General features: G+C 66.0%; 20 protein-coding genes and 1 riboswitch. Of the genes, 11 read left to right on the top strand and 9 right to left on the bottom strand.

Going from position 1 to position 15,279, the window contains the following annotated elements:
* Nucleotides 1-254: 254 nt before the first annotated feature.
* Both SBI80_RS06965 and SBI80_RS06960 read right to left on the bottom strand, forming a co-directional pair.
* Entirely contained in the window at nt 255-521 is a 267-nt protein-coding gene (locus SBI80_RS06965; protein WP_318973757.1) for a hypothetical protein, read from the bottom strand.
* A complete protein-coding gene (locus SBI80_RS06960; RefSeq protein ID WP_318973756.1) occupies nt 518-712 on the bottom strand; it encodes a DUF1737 domain-containing protein in 195 nt (64 codons plus the stop codon). The genes SBI80_RS06965 and SBI80_RS06960 overlap by 4 nt, the downstream gene beginning before the upstream one ends.
* A 66-nt stretch (nt 713-778) precedes the next feature.
* On the opposite strand from SBI80_RS06960, the gene SBI80_RS06955 reads away from it, so the two are divergent.
* The 3 genes from SBI80_RS06955 to SBI80_RS06945 are packed head-to-tail and all read left to right on the top strand — an operon-like array spanning nt 779 to nt 3,028.
* Complete coding sequence (locus tag SBI80_RS06955; protein ID WP_318973755.1) at nt 779-1,765, top strand: prenyltransferase/squalene oxidase repeat-containing protein; 987 nt, start codon at nt 779-781, stop codon at nt 1,763-1,765.
* Between the two features lie 47 nt (nt 1,766-1,812).
* The gene (locus SBI80_RS06950; protein WP_318973754.1) at nt 1,813-2,418 is read left to right on the top strand and encodes a ClpP family protease; all 606 of its coding nucleotides are present in this window, start codon (nt 1,813-1,815) and stop codon (nt 2,416-2,418) included.
* A 1-nt stretch (nt 2,419) separates the two neighbouring features.
* Nucleotides 2,420-3,028 carry a ClpP family protease gene (locus tag SBI80_RS06945; protein WP_318973753.1) on the top strand — a complete coding sequence of 203 codons (609 nt, stop codon included), beginning with the start codon at nt 2,420-2,422 and terminating at the stop codon, nt 3,026-3,028.
* 7 nt (nt 3,029-3,035) lie between these two features.
* On the opposite strand, the gene SBI80_RS06940 is transcribed toward SBI80_RS06945, so the two are convergent.
* Nucleotides 3,036-3,371, bottom strand: a complete 336-nt coding sequence (locus SBI80_RS06940; protein ID WP_318973752.1) for a helix-turn-helix domain-containing protein — start codon at nt 3,369-3,371, stop codon at nt 3,036-3,038.
* Nucleotides 3,372-3,608: 237 nt separating this feature from the next.
* Between SBI80_RS06940 and SBI80_RS06935 the strand changes: the two genes are divergently transcribed.
* Nucleotides 3,609-3,764: a hypothetical protein gene (locus SBI80_RS06935; protein WP_318973751.1), complete on the top strand. Its 156-nt coding sequence runs from the start codon at nt 3,609-3,611 to the stop codon at nt 3,762-3,764.
* A gap of 324 nt (nt 3,765-4,088) precedes the next feature.
* On the opposite strand, the gene SBI80_RS06930 is transcribed toward SBI80_RS06935, so the two are convergent.
* Both SBI80_RS06930 and SBI80_RS06925 read right to left on the bottom strand, forming a co-directional pair.
* Nucleotides 4,089-4,487 carry a hypothetical protein gene (locus SBI80_RS06930; RefSeq protein ID WP_318973750.1) on the bottom strand — a complete coding sequence of 133 codons (399 nt, stop codon included), beginning with the start codon at nt 4,485-4,487 and terminating at the stop codon, nt 4,089-4,091.
* A 39-nt stretch (nt 4,488-4,526) separates the two neighbouring features.
* Nucleotides 4,527-4,805 carry a hypothetical protein gene (locus SBI80_RS06925; RefSeq protein WP_318973749.1) on the bottom strand — a complete coding sequence of 93 codons (279 nt, stop codon included), beginning with the start codon at nt 4,803-4,805 and terminating at the stop codon, nt 4,527-4,529.
* A 1-nt stretch (nt 4,806) separates the two neighbouring features.
* Here SBI80_RS06925 and SBI80_RS06920 point away from each other — a divergent pair, with 1 nt between their 5' ends.
* A complete protein-coding gene (locus SBI80_RS06920; protein WP_318973748.1) occupies nt 4,807-5,913 on the top strand; it encodes a C39 family peptidase in 1,107 nt (368 codons plus the stop codon).
* 62 nt (nt 5,914-5,975) lie between these two features.
* Nucleotides 5,976-6,644, top strand: coding sequence for an RsiV family protein (locus SBI80_RS06915; protein WP_318973747.1), 669 nt, complete (start codon nt 5,976-5,978; stop codon nt 6,642-6,644).
* A 156-nt stretch (nt 6,645-6,800) separates the two neighbouring features.
* On the opposite strand, the gene SBI80_RS06910 is transcribed toward SBI80_RS06915, so the two are convergent.
* Complete coding sequence (locus SBI80_RS06910; RefSeq protein WP_318973746.1) at nt 6,801-7,778, bottom strand: GGDEF domain-containing protein; 978 nt, start codon at nt 7,776-7,778, stop codon at nt 6,801-6,803.
* Nucleotides 7,779-8,006: 228 nt separating this feature from the next.
* Here SBI80_RS06910 and SBI80_RS06905 point away from each other — a divergent pair, with 228 nt between their 5' ends.
* Both SBI80_RS06905 and SBI80_RS06900 read left to right on the top strand, forming a co-directional pair.
* Nucleotides 8,007-8,372: a nuclear transport factor 2 family protein gene (locus tag SBI80_RS06905; protein ID WP_318973745.1), complete on the top strand. Its 366-nt coding sequence runs from the start codon at nt 8,007-8,009 to the stop codon at nt 8,370-8,372.
* Between the two features lie 10 nt (nt 8,373-8,382).
* Nucleotides 8,383-8,970, top strand: coding sequence for a DJ-1/PfpI family protein (locus tag SBI80_RS06900; RefSeq protein WP_413232687.1), 588 nt, complete (start codon nt 8,383-8,385; stop codon nt 8,968-8,970).
* A 6-nt stretch (nt 8,971-8,976) separates the two neighbouring features.
* On the opposite strand, the gene SBI80_RS06895 is transcribed toward SBI80_RS06900, so the two are convergent.
* The 3 genes from SBI80_RS06895 to SBI80_RS06885 all read right to left on the bottom strand — a co-directional run bounded on the left by SBI80_RS06895 (nt 8,977) and on the right by SBI80_RS06885 (nt 11,012).
* The gene (locus tag SBI80_RS06895; RefSeq protein WP_318973743.1) at nt 8,977-9,699 is read right to left on the bottom strand and encodes an MgtC/SapB family protein; all 723 of its coding nucleotides are present in this window, start codon (nt 9,697-9,699) and stop codon (nt 8,977-8,979) included.
* A 261-nt stretch (nt 9,700-9,960) separates the two neighbouring features.
* A riboswitch (M-box (ykoK) riboswitch) is annotated at nt 9,961-10,145 on the bottom strand.
* Between the two features lie 119 nt (nt 10,146-10,264).
* Nucleotides 10,265-10,426: a hypothetical protein gene (locus SBI80_RS06890; RefSeq protein WP_318973742.1), complete on the bottom strand. Its 162-nt coding sequence runs from the start codon at nt 10,424-10,426 to the stop codon at nt 10,265-10,267.
* A 109-nt stretch (nt 10,427-10,535) separates the two neighbouring features.
* Nucleotides 10,536-11,012 carry a hypothetical protein gene (locus SBI80_RS06885; protein WP_318973741.1) on the bottom strand — a complete coding sequence of 159 codons (477 nt, stop codon included), beginning with the start codon at nt 11,010-11,012 and terminating at the stop codon, nt 10,536-10,538.
* A gap of 408 nt (nt 11,013-11,420) precedes the next feature.
* On the opposite strand from SBI80_RS06885, the gene SBI80_RS06880 reads away from it, so the two are divergent.
* The 3 genes from SBI80_RS06880 to SBI80_RS06870 all read left to right on the top strand — a co-directional run bounded on the left by SBI80_RS06880 (nt 11,421) and on the right by SBI80_RS06870 (nt 15,261).
* Complete coding sequence (locus tag SBI80_RS06880) at nt 11,421-13,388, top strand: hypothetical protein (RefSeq protein ID WP_318973740.1); 1,968 nt, start codon at nt 11,421-11,423, stop codon at nt 13,386-13,388.
* 540 nt (nt 13,389-13,928) lie between these two features.
* On the top strand, nt 13,929-14,840 hold the full coding sequence (locus SBI80_RS06875) for a hypothetical protein (protein WP_318973739.1): 912 nt from the start codon (nt 13,929-13,931) through the stop codon (nt 14,838-14,840).
* Between the two features lie 112 nt (nt 14,841-14,952).
* On the top strand, nt 14,953-15,261 hold the full coding sequence (locus tag SBI80_RS06870) for a hypothetical protein (RefSeq protein ID WP_318973738.1): 309 nt from the start codon (nt 14,953-14,955) through the stop codon (nt 15,259-15,261).
* Nucleotides 15,262-15,279 lie beyond the last annotated feature (18 nt).

Below are 15,279 nucleotides of genomic sequence, written 5' to 3'. Positions count from 1 at the left end.
CGCTGGGCGCCGCTTGCATGCCGTCCGGATGAGATTGGCCGACGATTCGTACCAAGAGGCCTGAATTCCTCTTGACCTCGGGGTAACGGGACGGTAAATATCTTACCGAGGAGTAAGTTATTTCTGGCCCGCTTCCCGAGGTGGCGCCGACTCCCTCCGAACGACTTCGATCTTCCCGACGGGGGCAACGGTGCCAACGAATTGGACTGCTTCGAGACCCGGGCACTGCCGATGGTGAGCGCCATCGTCGGCGGCTATGCGGTGGGCTGGGTGGCGGCCGCGACCACGTTCGCGGTGGCGGTCCGGCTGACTCGGCGCGGCACCCACCGGCCCCGGCCGCTGTGGGCACTCGTCGCGGCGACGCTGTGGCCGGTGCTTGCCGTTGGCGTCGTCCAGTTGGTCCTCGTCGCGACGGTCGTCGAGTTCGCCCAGCTCGCCGGCCGGGTGACCACGACGCCGGCGGCCCGCGGCGCCGCTCGCCAACCCGCCGGCGGCGCGAAGGTGTTGACGCTGGAGCTCACACGTACCGCACGACCTCGTGCCAGACGACCGCTTGAGCCACCACGGCTCGCCCGCCGTCCAGGCTTATCGCCGGGTCGCCGTAGAGCTGATACCCGAGTTCGAGCGCCTCGCTGACGCGTCGACAGAAGGCCTCGTCGTCCGCACCGGTCAGGAGGCGGTACCTGGGCAGTCCGTTGGGTGGTTCCGTCATGCCCCGATGGTGCCACGGGCGTTGCCGCTCAGTCGATCTGGTGCCGAGCCGCGTTAGAGTCCAGCGATGACGGCAGAGCGCCCGACGGCCTGGCTCCTCGATTCCGACCCGGCCCTGCGCTGGCAGGTCGAGCGTGACGTCACGGGGGCGGCGCCCGCGGTGTGGCAGGCCACCCGCGCCAGGGTCGCGACCGAGGGGTACGGGGCCCGCCTGCTCGCACTTCAAGACGCCGACGGGCAGTGGGCGGGCGGTGCGTTCTTCCCTGCGGACTTCGACGGCGACGGCCCCGAGGCTGATGAAGGGCAGCCCTGGACGGCGACCACCTGGACCATGAACTCGTTGCGGGAGTGGGGCCTGGACCCGGCCGTGCTCCGGGAGCGCCGGACCGCCGAACTGCTCGCCGAGAACAGTCGCTGGGAGTACGAGAACCTGCCGTACTGGGGTGGCGAGGTCGATTGCTGCATCAATGCGTGGACGGTCTCGAACGGGTCGTGGTTGGGCGTCGACGTCACCGCGATCGTCGACTGGTTCCTCGAGCGTCAACTCGCCGACGGTGGGTGGAACTGCGATTGGATCGAGGGTGCGACGCGGTCGTCGTTCCACTCGACGCTCAACGCGCTCAAGGGTTTACTGGACTACGACGCCGCCACGGGCGGTTCTGCGGAGACGCGCCAGGCCCGACGCCGGGGCACGGACTACCTGCTGACCCGCGGGCTGTATCGCCGCCTGTCGACCGGAGAACCGGTGGGGCCATGGGTGGATCGGTTCGCCTACCCCGAGCGGTGGCGCTACAGCGTGCTCAACGCCGCCGAGTACCTGCGCCGCGCGGCACTCCTAGACGGCTCGCCGCCCGATCCGCGCATGGGTGACGCCATCGCGATGATCCGCGCCGCCCGCCAGCCCGACGGCACCTGGCTACAGGCCGGCCGGCTGCCGGGACGGGTCTGGTTCGAGGTCGACGTCGCGGCGGGTGAACCGTCGAAGTGGTTGACGCTATCTGGGATTCGCGTGCTCGACTGGTGGGACGCCGCTGCTGTCAGCGGATCTGCCTGAGGCAGATTCACTGGCCCGAATGAGCTAGGCGCTGCGATCGTCGGGGCATGACATCGACGACCCTGCCCGATCCAGTGACCGATCACCTGCTGACCCGCCTGCAGAACCAGCGCATCCTCCAGCTCGGCCAGGAGGTGGACGACGCGATCGCCAACAAGCTCTGTGCGCAACTACTGCTGCTCGCCGAGGACGATCCGCGGCGCGACGTCCTCTTCCTCGTCAACTCACCTGGCGGCTCGGTCTCCGCGGGGCTGGCCATCTACGACACCATGGTCGCGATCAAGCCCGACGTCGTCACCGTCGCCATGGGCCTGGCGGCCAGCATGGGCCAGGTGTTGCTCGCCGGCGGCACGCCGGGCAAACGATTTGCGTTGCCGCACAGCATGATTCTCATGCACCAAGGCTCGGCTGGCGTCCAGGGGACTGCCGTCGACGTGGAGATCCAGGCGAAGAACCTGGAGCACACCAAGGCCGTGATGAACAGGTTGAACAGCCAATTCACCGGGCAGTCGGTGGAGCGGATCGAGGCGGACTCCGACCGCGACCGATGGTTCACCGCCGAGGAGGCGCGTGAATACGGCTTCGTCGACGCGGTGGTGTCCTCGCTGGACGCCATCCGGCCCGCCGGTCGCAACAGCGGACTGGGGTACTGACATGGGTCACTACGCGATCCCGAACGTCGTGGAACGCACCGCCGGCGGTGAACGCGTCGTCGACGTGTACTCGAGGCTGTTGTCGGACCGGGTGATCTACCTCGGCACCGAGATCGACGACGACGTCGCCAACGTCGTGGTCGCCCAACTGCTGCACCTCGAGTCGGACTCCCCCGACCAGCAGATCAGCCTGTACCTCAACTCGCCAGGCGGGTCGATGTCGGCCACCATGGCGATCTACGACACCATGCAGTTCATCCACTCCCCGGTCGCCACCACCTGCGTCGGACAGGCGGCGTCGGGGGCGGCGGTATTACTGGCCGGGGGTGCCGACGGCGATCGCGCCATGCTTCCGCACGCCAGGGCGCTGCTGCATCAACCGTCCATCGGCGGCCGCGGCACCATCTCGGACCTGACGCTGCACACCAAGGAGGTGTTGCGGGTACGCGGCCAGATGAACGAGGTCCTCAGTGCGCACACGGGTCAGTCTCCCGACACGCTGCTGCGAGACACGGAGCGCGACAAGGTCTTCACCGCCGAACAAGCCGTCGCCTACGGGCTCGCCGACCGCATCGTCCCGCCACGGAAGGTTCGCCAGACGGCCGCGTGAGCACCCGTCACGCGGCGAGCAGCACCGGACCCGACGGCGGACGCGCGGCGCGTTCCCGGGTCGGGCTCGCCAGCCGGAGCCGGCGTCGCGCAAGGTGGCGGTCCCCGGCGCGCAGCAGGTCGACGAGTCGCAGACCGAGGGCGCCGCAGATCGAGGCAAGCATCTCCGAGGATGGCTCCTTGAGGCCGCGCTCCACCTCGGAGAGGTACTGCGGCGAGATGCCGGCACGCTGCGAGACCTGGCCTAGCGTGCGGCCCTGGCTGGTGCGCTCCTCGCGCACCAACCGACCGGCCAGCTCGCGCCACAGCGGTTCGACGTCGGCGGATTCGGACTCGGGGCTCATCGCCTCACCATAGGACCGACCGGTCGAACGTGTGCGTCGTCGGCGACACGGTTCGCCACGAGCTGAAGGGCATGCCGCCTTCTCGTCGTCGGAAATTCGGTTGCGCGCGAGCATGACTCGGTTCGACCATGGAGCAGGGAGGGAAGCCATCAGACGAGCACGCGCAGCTCACTGGGAGGAATCATGCGCAGATACAAGCGAGGGGACAAAGTAACTGCCCGGTCCGCGATCGACGGCATGAACGTACCCGACGTGCCGGCGGGTGCGGTCGGCACCGTCGTCGCCACGACTCTGCTCGGCCGGCCCAAGACGGTCCACTTCGCGCTGAATACGCCGTGGGGATGCAAGCAGTTCCACGTCGGGGTGCATCGGCGCAAGGTCGATCTGGAGTGAGTGGAAAGGTGTCGCGACGAGTCTGCGGCGCGTGACGTCGGTGGCGGATTCGAACGTAGCCGGGCTAATGAGCGGTTGGGCGCACCGCGCCGTCACTAGCCATCTCTCGAATTTGCCAGAATGGATCACTTCGTTCGCTGACATTCAGTTCTTGGGTCGGTGCATATAGTGGCACCGGTCTAAGTACCGCTTTCGAACTGCCGCGAATCGCATAGTCGCTCGGCTTTGCGTTCGACGCCGCAAACCGGCAGCTTGCCGGATATCCACCAAGCATTCGCTTGCGAGGCCGTGCCCCGGCCCCTTATATTCGCTGACGGCGGTTACTTACGCAGTCGCTAATTTGGGGGATGGCAGCAAGGTGGGGGGCGTTTCGATGATTGCAGGCACTTCTCGGCCCGCCCGATGGGCACGAATGTCCCTCGGCGCCGGAGTGATCACGCTGGGAGTGGCAGCGGCGCTCGCGGCTGGTTCCGGCGTGGCCGCCGCCGAAACGGGTTCGAGCGACTCGCCGAACAGCTCGAGCGCCAGTGGCTCCAGCTCGACCAGCACCGCCTCGACGGGCGGCACGGCGGAAGCGTCGACTCCCGCGACGAACACCGCCGGCGAGGTCGGTGCCAGCACCATCGCGCGCAGCGGCGATTCAGAACACGGTTCCTCGGGCCCGGCGTCGACAGCCGACATCGCGCGCAGTGGGATCGTGTCCGCGTCGACGGTGAAGATCACCTCGTCGGCTGCGGCGACGGCCAGTGACTCGGCAACCAGTCAGCACGTGGAGACCACGACCAGCACCCCGACCCGGGCAGCGATCGAAGCGGCGAGCACCCCGAGAACCTCGGACAGCGAGGCCAACTCGCCCGCAGCAGCCGCGGTCGACGCAACGAAGGAAGCCGCGCACCCCGAGCCCGTGTCGACCACCGGTGATGCCGTCGAGACCACGGCGTCGCCGCCGGCCTCCAGCAGCGGCTCCGCCGTGCCCGTCGTCTCAGCATCACCATCGACCGCGGCGCAGGCGAAGTCGGGCTCCGCGACGCGGGTTGCCACCGTGGCTGCCGATCCCGAGCCCGCCGCATCCCAGCTGGCCATCGCGCCCGAGCCCGTCACGCTGCAAGCCCTGCTCGCCGGCTTCGTCGCGCAGATGCAGTACATCTTCTTCAATCAAGCGCCGACGATCACGCTGCCGACGAAGGCTCCGACGGGGCAGGGTGCGGTCTCCGGGACGATCGCGGCTACCAGCGGGAACGGACAAGCCCTGACCTACACGGTGGTCGAGCAGCCGAAGTACGGCTCGGTCGTCCTCGATGCTCACACCGGCGCCTACACCTACACTCCGATGGACGTGTTGGTGACACCCGGAATCACCGACTCGTTCACCGTGTCCGTCGACAACGGCGCCGCCTTGCGCCTCTCCGGTCTCGCGGGCTTCGTGCAGCAGGCCCTTCACTCGGTGGCCCAGGGGCTGCGCCTGGCCGGGTCCGATACGGCGGCGGCCCGGGTCGCGATCACCGCGACCGGCACGGGCCTCTACGGCGATTCCACCGACTCCAAGTACTGGCAGCAACAGTCCTACGGGGATTGCCAGATGATGGCGACGGCCGCCGTCATCGGTCAGCTCACCGGCGATCTACCGACCGAGAACAGCATCCTCACCACGGCGTCGCAGATCAGGAGCGTCGTCCACACGGGTTACATCTGGGACTTCGCGAATCCCGACAGCGGTACCAACGCAGAGGACGCCGTGACACTGCTCAAGAAGTACGGCATCACCGGGGTGCTGACCGAGTTCAGCGACGCCGAGGCCACCTTCGCCAACGGCGTCCTGCAGTTGGAGGGTCTGAAAGCCGCACTGGCGCAGGACAAGGCCGTCATGACGATGGTCAACGCCAACACCCTGTGGGCGGCCAGCAACTTCGGCAGCGACGGTTCCAGCTTCACCGACCCCAACCACGCCATCGTCGTCATCGCGGTCGACGCCAACAACGGCATGGTGACGGTGAACGACAGCGGTCCGAACATCGGGGCGGGCCTGCAGGTGCCGATGGGAGCGTTCCTGTGGGGATGGCAGTCCACCGGGTTCCAGATGATCGTCGCCCAGCGCGACGAGCCGGTAAACACCGCCGACGCAGCGGCCAACTACGTGCTGGCCGCCTGATGGGACCGGGCACACGCCGCAGGATCGTCGGCCGTCTCACCGTAGCCGCCGCCGTAGCGGCGATGAGCCTTTGCGTCACCGGCATCGCAGCGGCCGAGACGGCCTACCAGTTCTGCACCCCGGACACGGTGCAGTCCGATGGGCTTTGTCACTTCGATGCCACCAATCTGGTGTTTCCCTCCGACATCACGGTCAAGATCCCGGCGAACTATGCCGACCAACGCGCGGTCGAGGACTACTTGAACCGGACGGTCGACGACTACGAGAACGACGTCCGCTCGCTGCAGCCGACTCCGGACGGGAGCTCGTTCACCGCGTCCGGGGCGTTCTACGAATCGCCAAGGGCCGGAATGCAGTCCGACGTGTTGCGGATCACCGAGAACGTCTCTGGCACTGCGCATCCGACGACGTTCTACAAGTCGTTCACCGTCGATGTCGCGTCACGTCAACCAATTGGCCTGGACCAGCTGTTCACCCCCGGTACCCGGCCGGCCGAGGTCCTCTACCCTCTGGTCGCCAAGCAGCTCGCATCTCCGTCGCGGTTCGGCGCGGACTTCGCCATCCCCGCCGGCATCGGGCTCGACGAGGCCACCTACCAGAACTTCGCCGTGACCGACGACGCCATCCACCTGTTCTTCGGCCAATACGATCTGGGTGCCAGGGCGGAGCCGGTCGAGGTGATCCTCACCAAGGGAGCGCTGGCCGGACACCTCGCTCCCGGAGTCGGCTAGAAGACGCGGCGGTGAGGGGCGATCCCGCAGCGGCGTCAGACGATTGGCAGGGATCGCAGCAGCGGAGGTCACGCCATCGTGGCGGCTGCCGTCTAGTTACCACGCGCTCGTCGTGACCGGCCGCGCCGCCTGAAAGACACTGCTGCGCAGGCGGTGTCAGCCGCGATCGTCGTGCAGGGGCCGTCCCCGGCCGCGGTAGAGCGCGGCGTCGGCGCGGGTCAGCAATTCTGCCACCGACGCATTCCGGGAGTCGTCGGTGACGGTGCCGACGCTGACCCCGGGGGTGTTGCGGCGAATGTCGTCGAGGAACTCCTCGACGGTCGCGGGGTCCGCGTCCACGATGCAGGCGGCGAACTCGTCACCGCCCAACCGCGCCAGGACGGCACCGCCTGGCGCGGCCCGAATCCACCGGTGGGCGTAGTCCACGATCCGCTGGTCTCCCGCCGCATGACCGAACGTGTCGTTGATCGCCTTCAGACCATCGATATCCAAGGCAAGGACCGTGACCGAGGTCGCCGTGTTCTTGGAACGCACCAGAAGATCGGCGATTCCGATCTCCCAGCCGGCGCGGTTGAGCAGACCCGTCAACGGGTCGGTGCACGCCGCGACGAACGTCGCGCGCATGAGCAGGCCGAAGGATTCGGCGGCCCCCGATATCGCGATGGCGATGATGAGCAGCGTGATGACGCCGAGGTGCGGCGCTGGGCTAACCACGACCGCGACGATGCAGGCGGCGATCAGAGCGGTGATCGCCAGCAGGGCCTGCCGCGGTGGATGGAATGCCCGCAGATACATCGCGAGGAACATCGGTGCGATCAGGCACACGTACTCCGCGGTGAGGGACACGTGGAAGGCCATCACGATCGGGGTTGCGAACATGGCGGCCACGGTGACGAGGCCCAGACGATCCGGTCTGACGGCCAGCGAGATCAGCGCCGAGACACCGAGCACGATGGCGACGATCCCGCCGCGGGGATTTGCGTACGTCAGATCGGTACGCACCGGGAACAAGGTGAAGACCACGCCGTAGAGGTAGAGAAACGTGGTGGCGCCCAGGTAGATCCGCAACATGCGGACCCGCTGCTTGCCGAAGTCGCCGCTGCGAGCGCCGGCGAGCGAACTGAGGAAATGCACGATGCCAACCTGTCCGTCGCTGCCTCGGCACCTCAGGCAGTGGGGTGCGGTGGCACGTTCGCCCCACCCATGCGAACCGACGACACGATAACTGACGCCCACGACAACCCAGGCCCCACCGGATACTAACCAGCGGTGAATCGATGTGCCAGCGTCCTAGGCGGCCGGGCGCCTCTGCGACGCCAAAATCGGTGGCTGGCTGCCGCGTCGCGTGGCTACAGTGCTCCGATGTATCTCGATGCGACGGCCTTCGGTGAGCAGTGGGTGCGGGCCTGGAACGCCCACGACGTCGAGGCGGTCCTCCGACACTTCGGCGAAGACGTCGTGTTCACCTCGCCCGTGGCGGCCAGGGTCGTGCCAGAATCGACCGGGGTGGTTCGCGGCAAGCCCGCCTTGCGCACGTATTGGCACGTCGCCTTGGCGCGCGTGCCCAATCTCCACTTCACCGTTCAAGGCGTCTACCAGGGAGTCGACACGGTCGTGATCAACTACCGCAACCAGGACGACGGCCTCGTCAACGAGGTCCTCAGATTCAGTGGCGGCCTCGTCGTCGAGGGCCACGGCACGTACCTCGTTGCCCCGCAGGGTGTTTGACGTGAACGAGGTGAGACGGATCGGGATCGTGCTGTTCCCCGACGTCGAGGAACTCGACGCCGTCGGGCCCTGGGAAGTGCTCGCCGCGTGGACGCGTCAGTTCCCCGACGATGGATACGTCGTCACCTCGCTGTCCCCGGCCGGCGGGCTGGTCGGGTGTGCGAAGGGGCTGACGGTGAAGGCCGAGCACTCCTTCGCCGACGCCCCTTCGCTGGACGTGCTGATCAACCCGGGCGGTCAGGGCACGCGGCCGCAGCTGCGCGACGACGCCCACCTGGGTTGGGTGCGCCGCCAACGCGATGAGGTCCCCCTGCTGACCAGCGTCTGCACCGGCTCCCTTGTCTTCGCTGCGGCGGGCCTGCTGTCCCATCGCCCCGCGACCACCCATTGGTCGGCCCTCGATCTGCTCGCCGAGTTGGACCCCACCATCGACGTCCGGCGGGAGGAACGCTTCGTCGACGATGGCGACGTCATCACTGCCGCAGGCGTATCGGCGGGGATCGACATGGCACTGCACCTCGTCGCACGGCTTGTCGGCGTCGACCGGGCTCGCGAGGTTCGGCGCTACATCCAGTACGACCCCGCCCCGCCGGTGTGACCGCGGTCAGCGCTCGGCATCCCCGGCCCCGACCAGCGGACTGTCGGCGGCCCACCGGATCGCGCTGACCGACGGCTCGAGGCTCAGCCTGCTGACGGCCGACTCCATCTGGCGATCGTCGCGACGGTCGCCGACGAGTTCGGCGCGGACCTCGACGTGGCCGGCGGTGTCGGTGTTGGTACTGGCGATCGAGACGACCCGGAATTCGGTGCGGGTCAAGGCCTGCACGAGCAGTGCGCGTACGTGGGCTTCCTGCTCGTCGCGGGTGACGGCGTAGAACGTGTAGGTGGTGGGCTGCTCGTCACCGGTGTTCGGTCGGCGGTCGATCACCCGGCCCACGACCCGCAGGGCGACGTTGACGGCGACCACGCCGACGGTCCCGGCAAGCGCCGTCGGGTACATGCCAGCGCCGGCCAACGCACCCACGGCAGCCGCACACCATAAGGTGGCGGCGGTGTTCAGGCCGCGCACGTTCAGCCCGTCCCGCAGGATCACCCCGGCGCCGAGGAAGCCGATCCCGGAGACGATCTGCGCGGCTACCCGGGTGGGATCGGCTGTGGCACCGGAGAATCCGTTGGCCGAGAGCAACACGAACAGCGTGGCCCCGGCGGCCACCAGGGCATTGGTCCGCAACCCGGCCATCCGGGCCCGGTACTGGCGCTCGATTCCGATGACGGTGCCCAGTCCAATGCCGGTGCCCAACCGCAGCATCATCTCGACGGTGCTCATGATGTCCTCCGAAGGTCGTTGAAACAGCGGCGGTCTGCAGTGGGCAGCCGCCGGCGGCACACCGCGGAAGGCGCGGTGCGCGTGAAAGGTGTTTGAGGAGAGTCGTTTAGCGCTCGACTGGCGAAGCTTGTCCTCTTGGCGGGCACGCCGTCGGACGCGGTCTATCACTGGTACTCAACGGTGTTCCTCACCTCCTCGCAGCCAGGACGCGCGTGGGCGTCGTATCGGAAGCACGGGGAGATGATGCGGACGTATGCCGCACCGACACCCCTCTCGTCAGAGCTTTGGCACTGCACGGCGTATCGGCCACCAGGAACACCTGGTGGCCGAAGCCACTTGGGCTCGACCCTTGAGCCGGGAGGAGCTGTCCTGACCCTGGGGCGTCTCTCGACGTTTGGGGTCAGTGGCCTGTGTCCGTGCAGACGCCTCACCTAGCGAGGTGCTTGCCCCCCGATCATGGACCGAGATCCTGCACACGTCAAGCTGATTGCCGATACCACTCCGCAGTGCGCTCGCAAAGCTACCGGCCCTCTAACGCCGGCCGTCCTGCGCCGCAGCGACGCAATCACTCTGGGGCGGTGTTGACTTGCCCACTCATGGTGGTTGCGAAGACGCGGTAGAGCGCGAACACCACGAAGGTGAGCGCCATGAAGACGGCGCCGGGGCCGACCATCGGACAGGTGCCATCGGGCGTTCCAGCCGGAACGAACTGGGATAGGAACGGCAAAGAAGAAGGTCAGCTTCAGGTTTGGCGAGTTGATCAGGATGCGGTGGTGATGATCCCCAGCGCGGAACCCGGGCTGCTCGTGCAAGCGTACGACCGGGTTTGCCGTCATTCAGGTCCTCAGCAGTGGCTCCTGGGAACGCAGCAATCGCCCGTCTACGAACCTCCTCCCATCGCTCAGGTAGGCTCGGGCGAGGATGTCGACATAGCGAATCGGCGAATCACCCAGAACCCACAACACACGAGAACTGTGCTCGATGACAGAACGCGCGACTGGCAGTGGCGGGAAGATCAACTCCTCGGCCCGATAGAGTGCCGCTAGGCCGCCCAGATGTGCAGCGGCAATCTCGAGGTACGTGACAACCACCTCGGAGACTAAGTCGAAGCCAGCCGACATGTCGGCGCTGGAGACTGCCGGATCACGTTGCGACAGAATGATTTTCGCTCTCGCAGCTGGCGATCCCTCGCGCGGCTGCCAGAGTGATTCATCAGCTGTTGCCAAGAAGGAGATTCGGCACTGCTCGGCCACGTCGGCCAGTTCGTTGAGTCGAGCGGCGGCGGCACTGTTCGGTTTCTGTCCTCTGCCCATTAGGTGGGCTCCTAACTACGACGGATTCGTCGGCGGTCGTGGTCTGCCAATCGGCACGCGGGTACGTCGTATGTCGGCGCCAGTCATCATGCTGCCAGTCTCATCCAAATGTGGATCGGCTGTACTCGCGCGGATGCGGAGGAGCATGACGTCCGCTGGGCCCCCCGGCTCCGGCGGCTACCCATGCCTACGCTGGTAAGTAACGCGCAGACCCCTCTGGCCCTAACGGGTCGTGGGTCCCTGCCGTCGCGGCTGACAACCGGCTACAAGGCGGGGCTCGACGGATCGCAGTCCCTCTTAACCGAGCTGTTGGCATCGCGCCTGGATGGGTCTAGGGCGCGGGGAGTGCGCAGTACAGTCAACGGTGTCGTTGCGGTTCGCTGTGCGTAACCGAGAAGGGCAGAGGCTTTGTTCGAACAGCACTCGCGGTGGCTTGAGGAACTGCGCGAGTACATCAGTCGGAAGGAGCCGGTCACCTGCCGTGCCGGCTACATGCCGCTGACCGCCGTCACGCTGGAGATCACGGCCGCGGGTGCTGACCCCCGCCCACACGACGGCGTAAACATTGACAGCTGGACCTCGATGGCCGCCGACTTGTCCGACAGCCTGCAGTGGATCGGCCCCGAACTTCTCGCCTTGGTCGACACAGCGGCGCGAAGCGTTCATCAAGCCATCACCAACGGTCTCCTGGTGCCGCGGGCGGGCGCCTCCCGGCCGCGAATTGACGACACCCAACGACCCGCCGTCGCCAGGCAGGCCGCCGCGCTTGCGGCGTTGCTGGATCGCGACGACGCGCTCGTGGCCGCGTGGCGCGACCTGGTGGCCGGCTGCCAGGACATCAACCATGTTCTGTACCCCAGCGAGCGAATCGCGTACCTGCGCGACACCGTGGTGGGCCTCAGCGAATACCGTCGACAGGATCGCGCCTATTTCAGCCCCCTCCCGACTGCCGTTCAGGTGCTCATGGGCTACGCCAGCAGCGTGCAGCAGGCTCAAGCAATGGTCGGCGATCCTGTCGACCCCCGCCTCGACGACCCCCAGGCTCGGGCCAACCTCACCGACAGTGAATTGGCTAACCTTGCCGAGCGCTGCATCCTCAAGCGTCCGCCGACAGGTCAGTACGTGGTCTGGTTTCGCCTCAGCCCGGGGTATTTCCTGGGGAGCGATCCGTACGTGACGCATGGAGGTATCACCTTTTACGAAGCTCAGAGCCTCGCCACCTTGCTGATCCAGCAAGACCGGGCGCACGAGGTGCTGGGGGGCGTCGTCCCCGACGAATTGCTCACCGAGGAAATCCGCGACCTTCAACTGTCGGACAAGGTCGACGACACCACCGGATTCGAATACCTTCCGGCACTAGTCTATGCCCGCGTCGAGGTTCGCGACGTCGAACACCACCGTGCAGTGGCGGCGGCGAGGACGCACCTCGACGCGGTGCTGGCGGTGGTGGGCCATACGGATGGCATGTGGGAGGTCCTCGGTGGCCATCTCTTCTTCGACGGCTCTCCGTGGGCGCCGTCGATCCCTCGATGGGGATTGAAGTCCCCGCTACCCGAGCCTGACTTCTACCAGAATGACCATTTCGTCCAGGATTTGGCTAATTTCACCGCCAACGGGCACCTCATCACCGCCGACATCGCTGACGCGGTGCAGCCCGCGTTGCGTCTGTCAGCGGCACTCAAGAACACGCCGCGCACCGACGCAGAAGGCACGGTGATGGCTGCGGTCCGGGCCATCGAGCACTGCAACACCTGGATCGCACCGACCGGCGGCCTGCGGTGGTACACCTTCATCGATCAGTATTTGACCGACGGATACACCCTCACAGTGTTCGCCCGGCGAGTGGTGTTCGACGTCTTCGCAGCGGTGCAGCAGTACCGTCCCGACCGCGCCCCGGGTGCGTCAACTCCACCGGAACTCGCTGTGATCGAGGCTGACATCCTTCTTGACGGGGGATGGGGCACCCGCATCGACAGCCCCAGGACCATTGCCCACGTCGCAACCCTCCGAGGGATCTATGCCGATCACTGGCTGGCGCGCCGCCTCGCCGAGAGCGACGACATCCTGACCTCGCCCGCGACGATCAGCACCGCGTTTGACGAGGAGCGTCGCCGCGTCGATGCAAGAGTCAAGCGTCTCACCCGATCTCGCAACGCCGCGATTCATGGTGGCACCCTCTCGGAAGAGGCCTGCGCAACCATCACCGACTTGGCCGCGGTCTTGGCGCAAGACGCGCTGAACACCTCGATCTGGGCCCGCGTCACCGGACGACCACCCGAGGCTTACGCCACCAGTCGCGCCGACGAGCACCGACAGCGGATCGCCAACCTCAAGAGCGGCGGAAACTTGACCAACCTGTTCACCCTCGCTCCGTGAACCTCTGGCCTGGCCCTAGGTGATGCGGAGTCGAATTTCGTGGCTCCCAGCAGGGCATCGGTCCGGAGACTCGGCGGGTGAGAATTTCACTGTCGGTGGAGCGGAAGTCGGCCGACGTGTAGAGGGTGACACCGCCCGACTTCGTGCCCTGTCCACGCGGAATGATCTTCTCCAGCGCTCCGAGGTCGTTGTGGCCTTGCGTCCACGGCGTCCCATCTGCCAAGACGAGAACTGCCACGTCGATCACGTCGAAATCGGTGTTTTACAGCGCAGGTGGACCCGATCCGTGTAGCCCGCAGCGTCGGCTGGAGCCAGCCGGCAACTGGGCTCACTGCAGAAAGACACACATAGAGGTGCCGGTCCGCGCCACAGTGGTGACATCTTTGAGTCGACCGAAACCTGGCACTGTGTTCTCATTGGGGCTCGGACCGCCGGTGTCTGGCACGCGGCGTTAGGGCCGCCACCCGGGCAACGAGTTCCTCCGGCCGGAACCTCGACAAAGGTAGGCTGCCGAACCCCATCGCGACATACGGTCGATAGGTGCGAACAGACTACGAAGCTTTCTTCGCTGAGCTGGAACGGCGCAATGCGTACATGCTGGCACTACCAGGTGAGCGGCTCAGAGAGGACATGGAAGCTATGAAACGCTGCCTGTACACCTTTGGGCGCAACGAAGTAGAGCTATCCTCGCACGTCGACAAGTTCGTCCACTCGGAAACGCAGGCACCCGACGTTGATGGTGTCTACGTCGACGAACTAGTCCGTTTGCTGCATAACTTCCTCACCTCGGTCACCACCTACATCGACTCCCAACGGGTAGTAATGCGCCACCGTTGGCCCACGAAAGACGGGCCTTCGGAGTTCGAAGCCTCCGTTTACACACCCAAGCGGCGGGACATTTTCGAGACCGGCGAGGCCGAGTTCATGACGAAGCTAAGGAATTACTGCACCCACTACAGCATCCCAGTGCCCGGACTCAGTACGTCGATCTCATGGGACGAAAGCAGGCACGTCCAGCAGGCCAACAAGCTGCAACTAGACCGAGACGCACTGCTACGTTGGACCGGCTGGGACGGTCCCGCGACGAAATTCCTTGAAGCTCAACCTGAACAGTTCGACTTCCCGCCAATTATCGCGAGCTATGTCAAGGCAACTCAGGCATTTTTCGGATGGTTCTGGGACGCCATTAGCCGACATAGCGCAGCCCTCGTCGAGGATCGCAACTTCAAAGCCGCCGAGATACGTCTGTGGATCGAGGAATACGAGCCTCCGACCCCCCTATTAGCCGGTACCACTGATTTGGTCAACACAGGTGGAGGCGTTCAGCGCCTCCGCGCCGAGCGACGAGCACGCCGGTACGCGCACGGCACTCAAGGCTTTCGCATCTCAACCGTGGACGCGAGCGGCAACATCGTCGTGGGGTCCACTGACTGGGCGTCGCTTCCTCCATGAACTCACCAACGGCCCCCAACCCAGCACCAACCTGACCGCACGCAACCGTTCTGAGAAACGAGCTCCCCTGCATCGGCGCACGCCGTAACCTACCTACTCAAAGGGGGTTTACTTGGCTGTTCTTGGCATCAACGTCGCTGGCGCCGTGGCTTACTGCGCGATCCTCGAAGGAGCCTCGATCATTGAGTCCGAGCCATTCAAATTAGAAGCCGCCCCAGGAATGTCGGTCAGCGCAGGACTCAACGCGCTGGCCAATGACGTCGAGCTTCTGGTTTCGGAGCGGGCGATCACTCGGATCGTCATCGTCGGTCCGGAGAATAGCTACAAGGGGACTTACGTCGCATTGAAACGCCCTGGTTCTGTCGGAGGCTCGAGCTATTGGATTTCGACCAGGGTTTGGTCGGTCCGCTGTGCATCGTAGAATGCGGCTTCGAACTCG

This window comes from Mycolicibacterium sichuanense (assembly GCF_033741125.1).
In the GTDB taxonomy this organism is placed as follows: Bacteria; Actinomycetota; Actinomycetes; order Mycobacteriales; family Mycobacteriaceae; genus Mycobacterium.
This window is presented reverse-complemented; position numbering and strand designations above follow the sequence as displayed.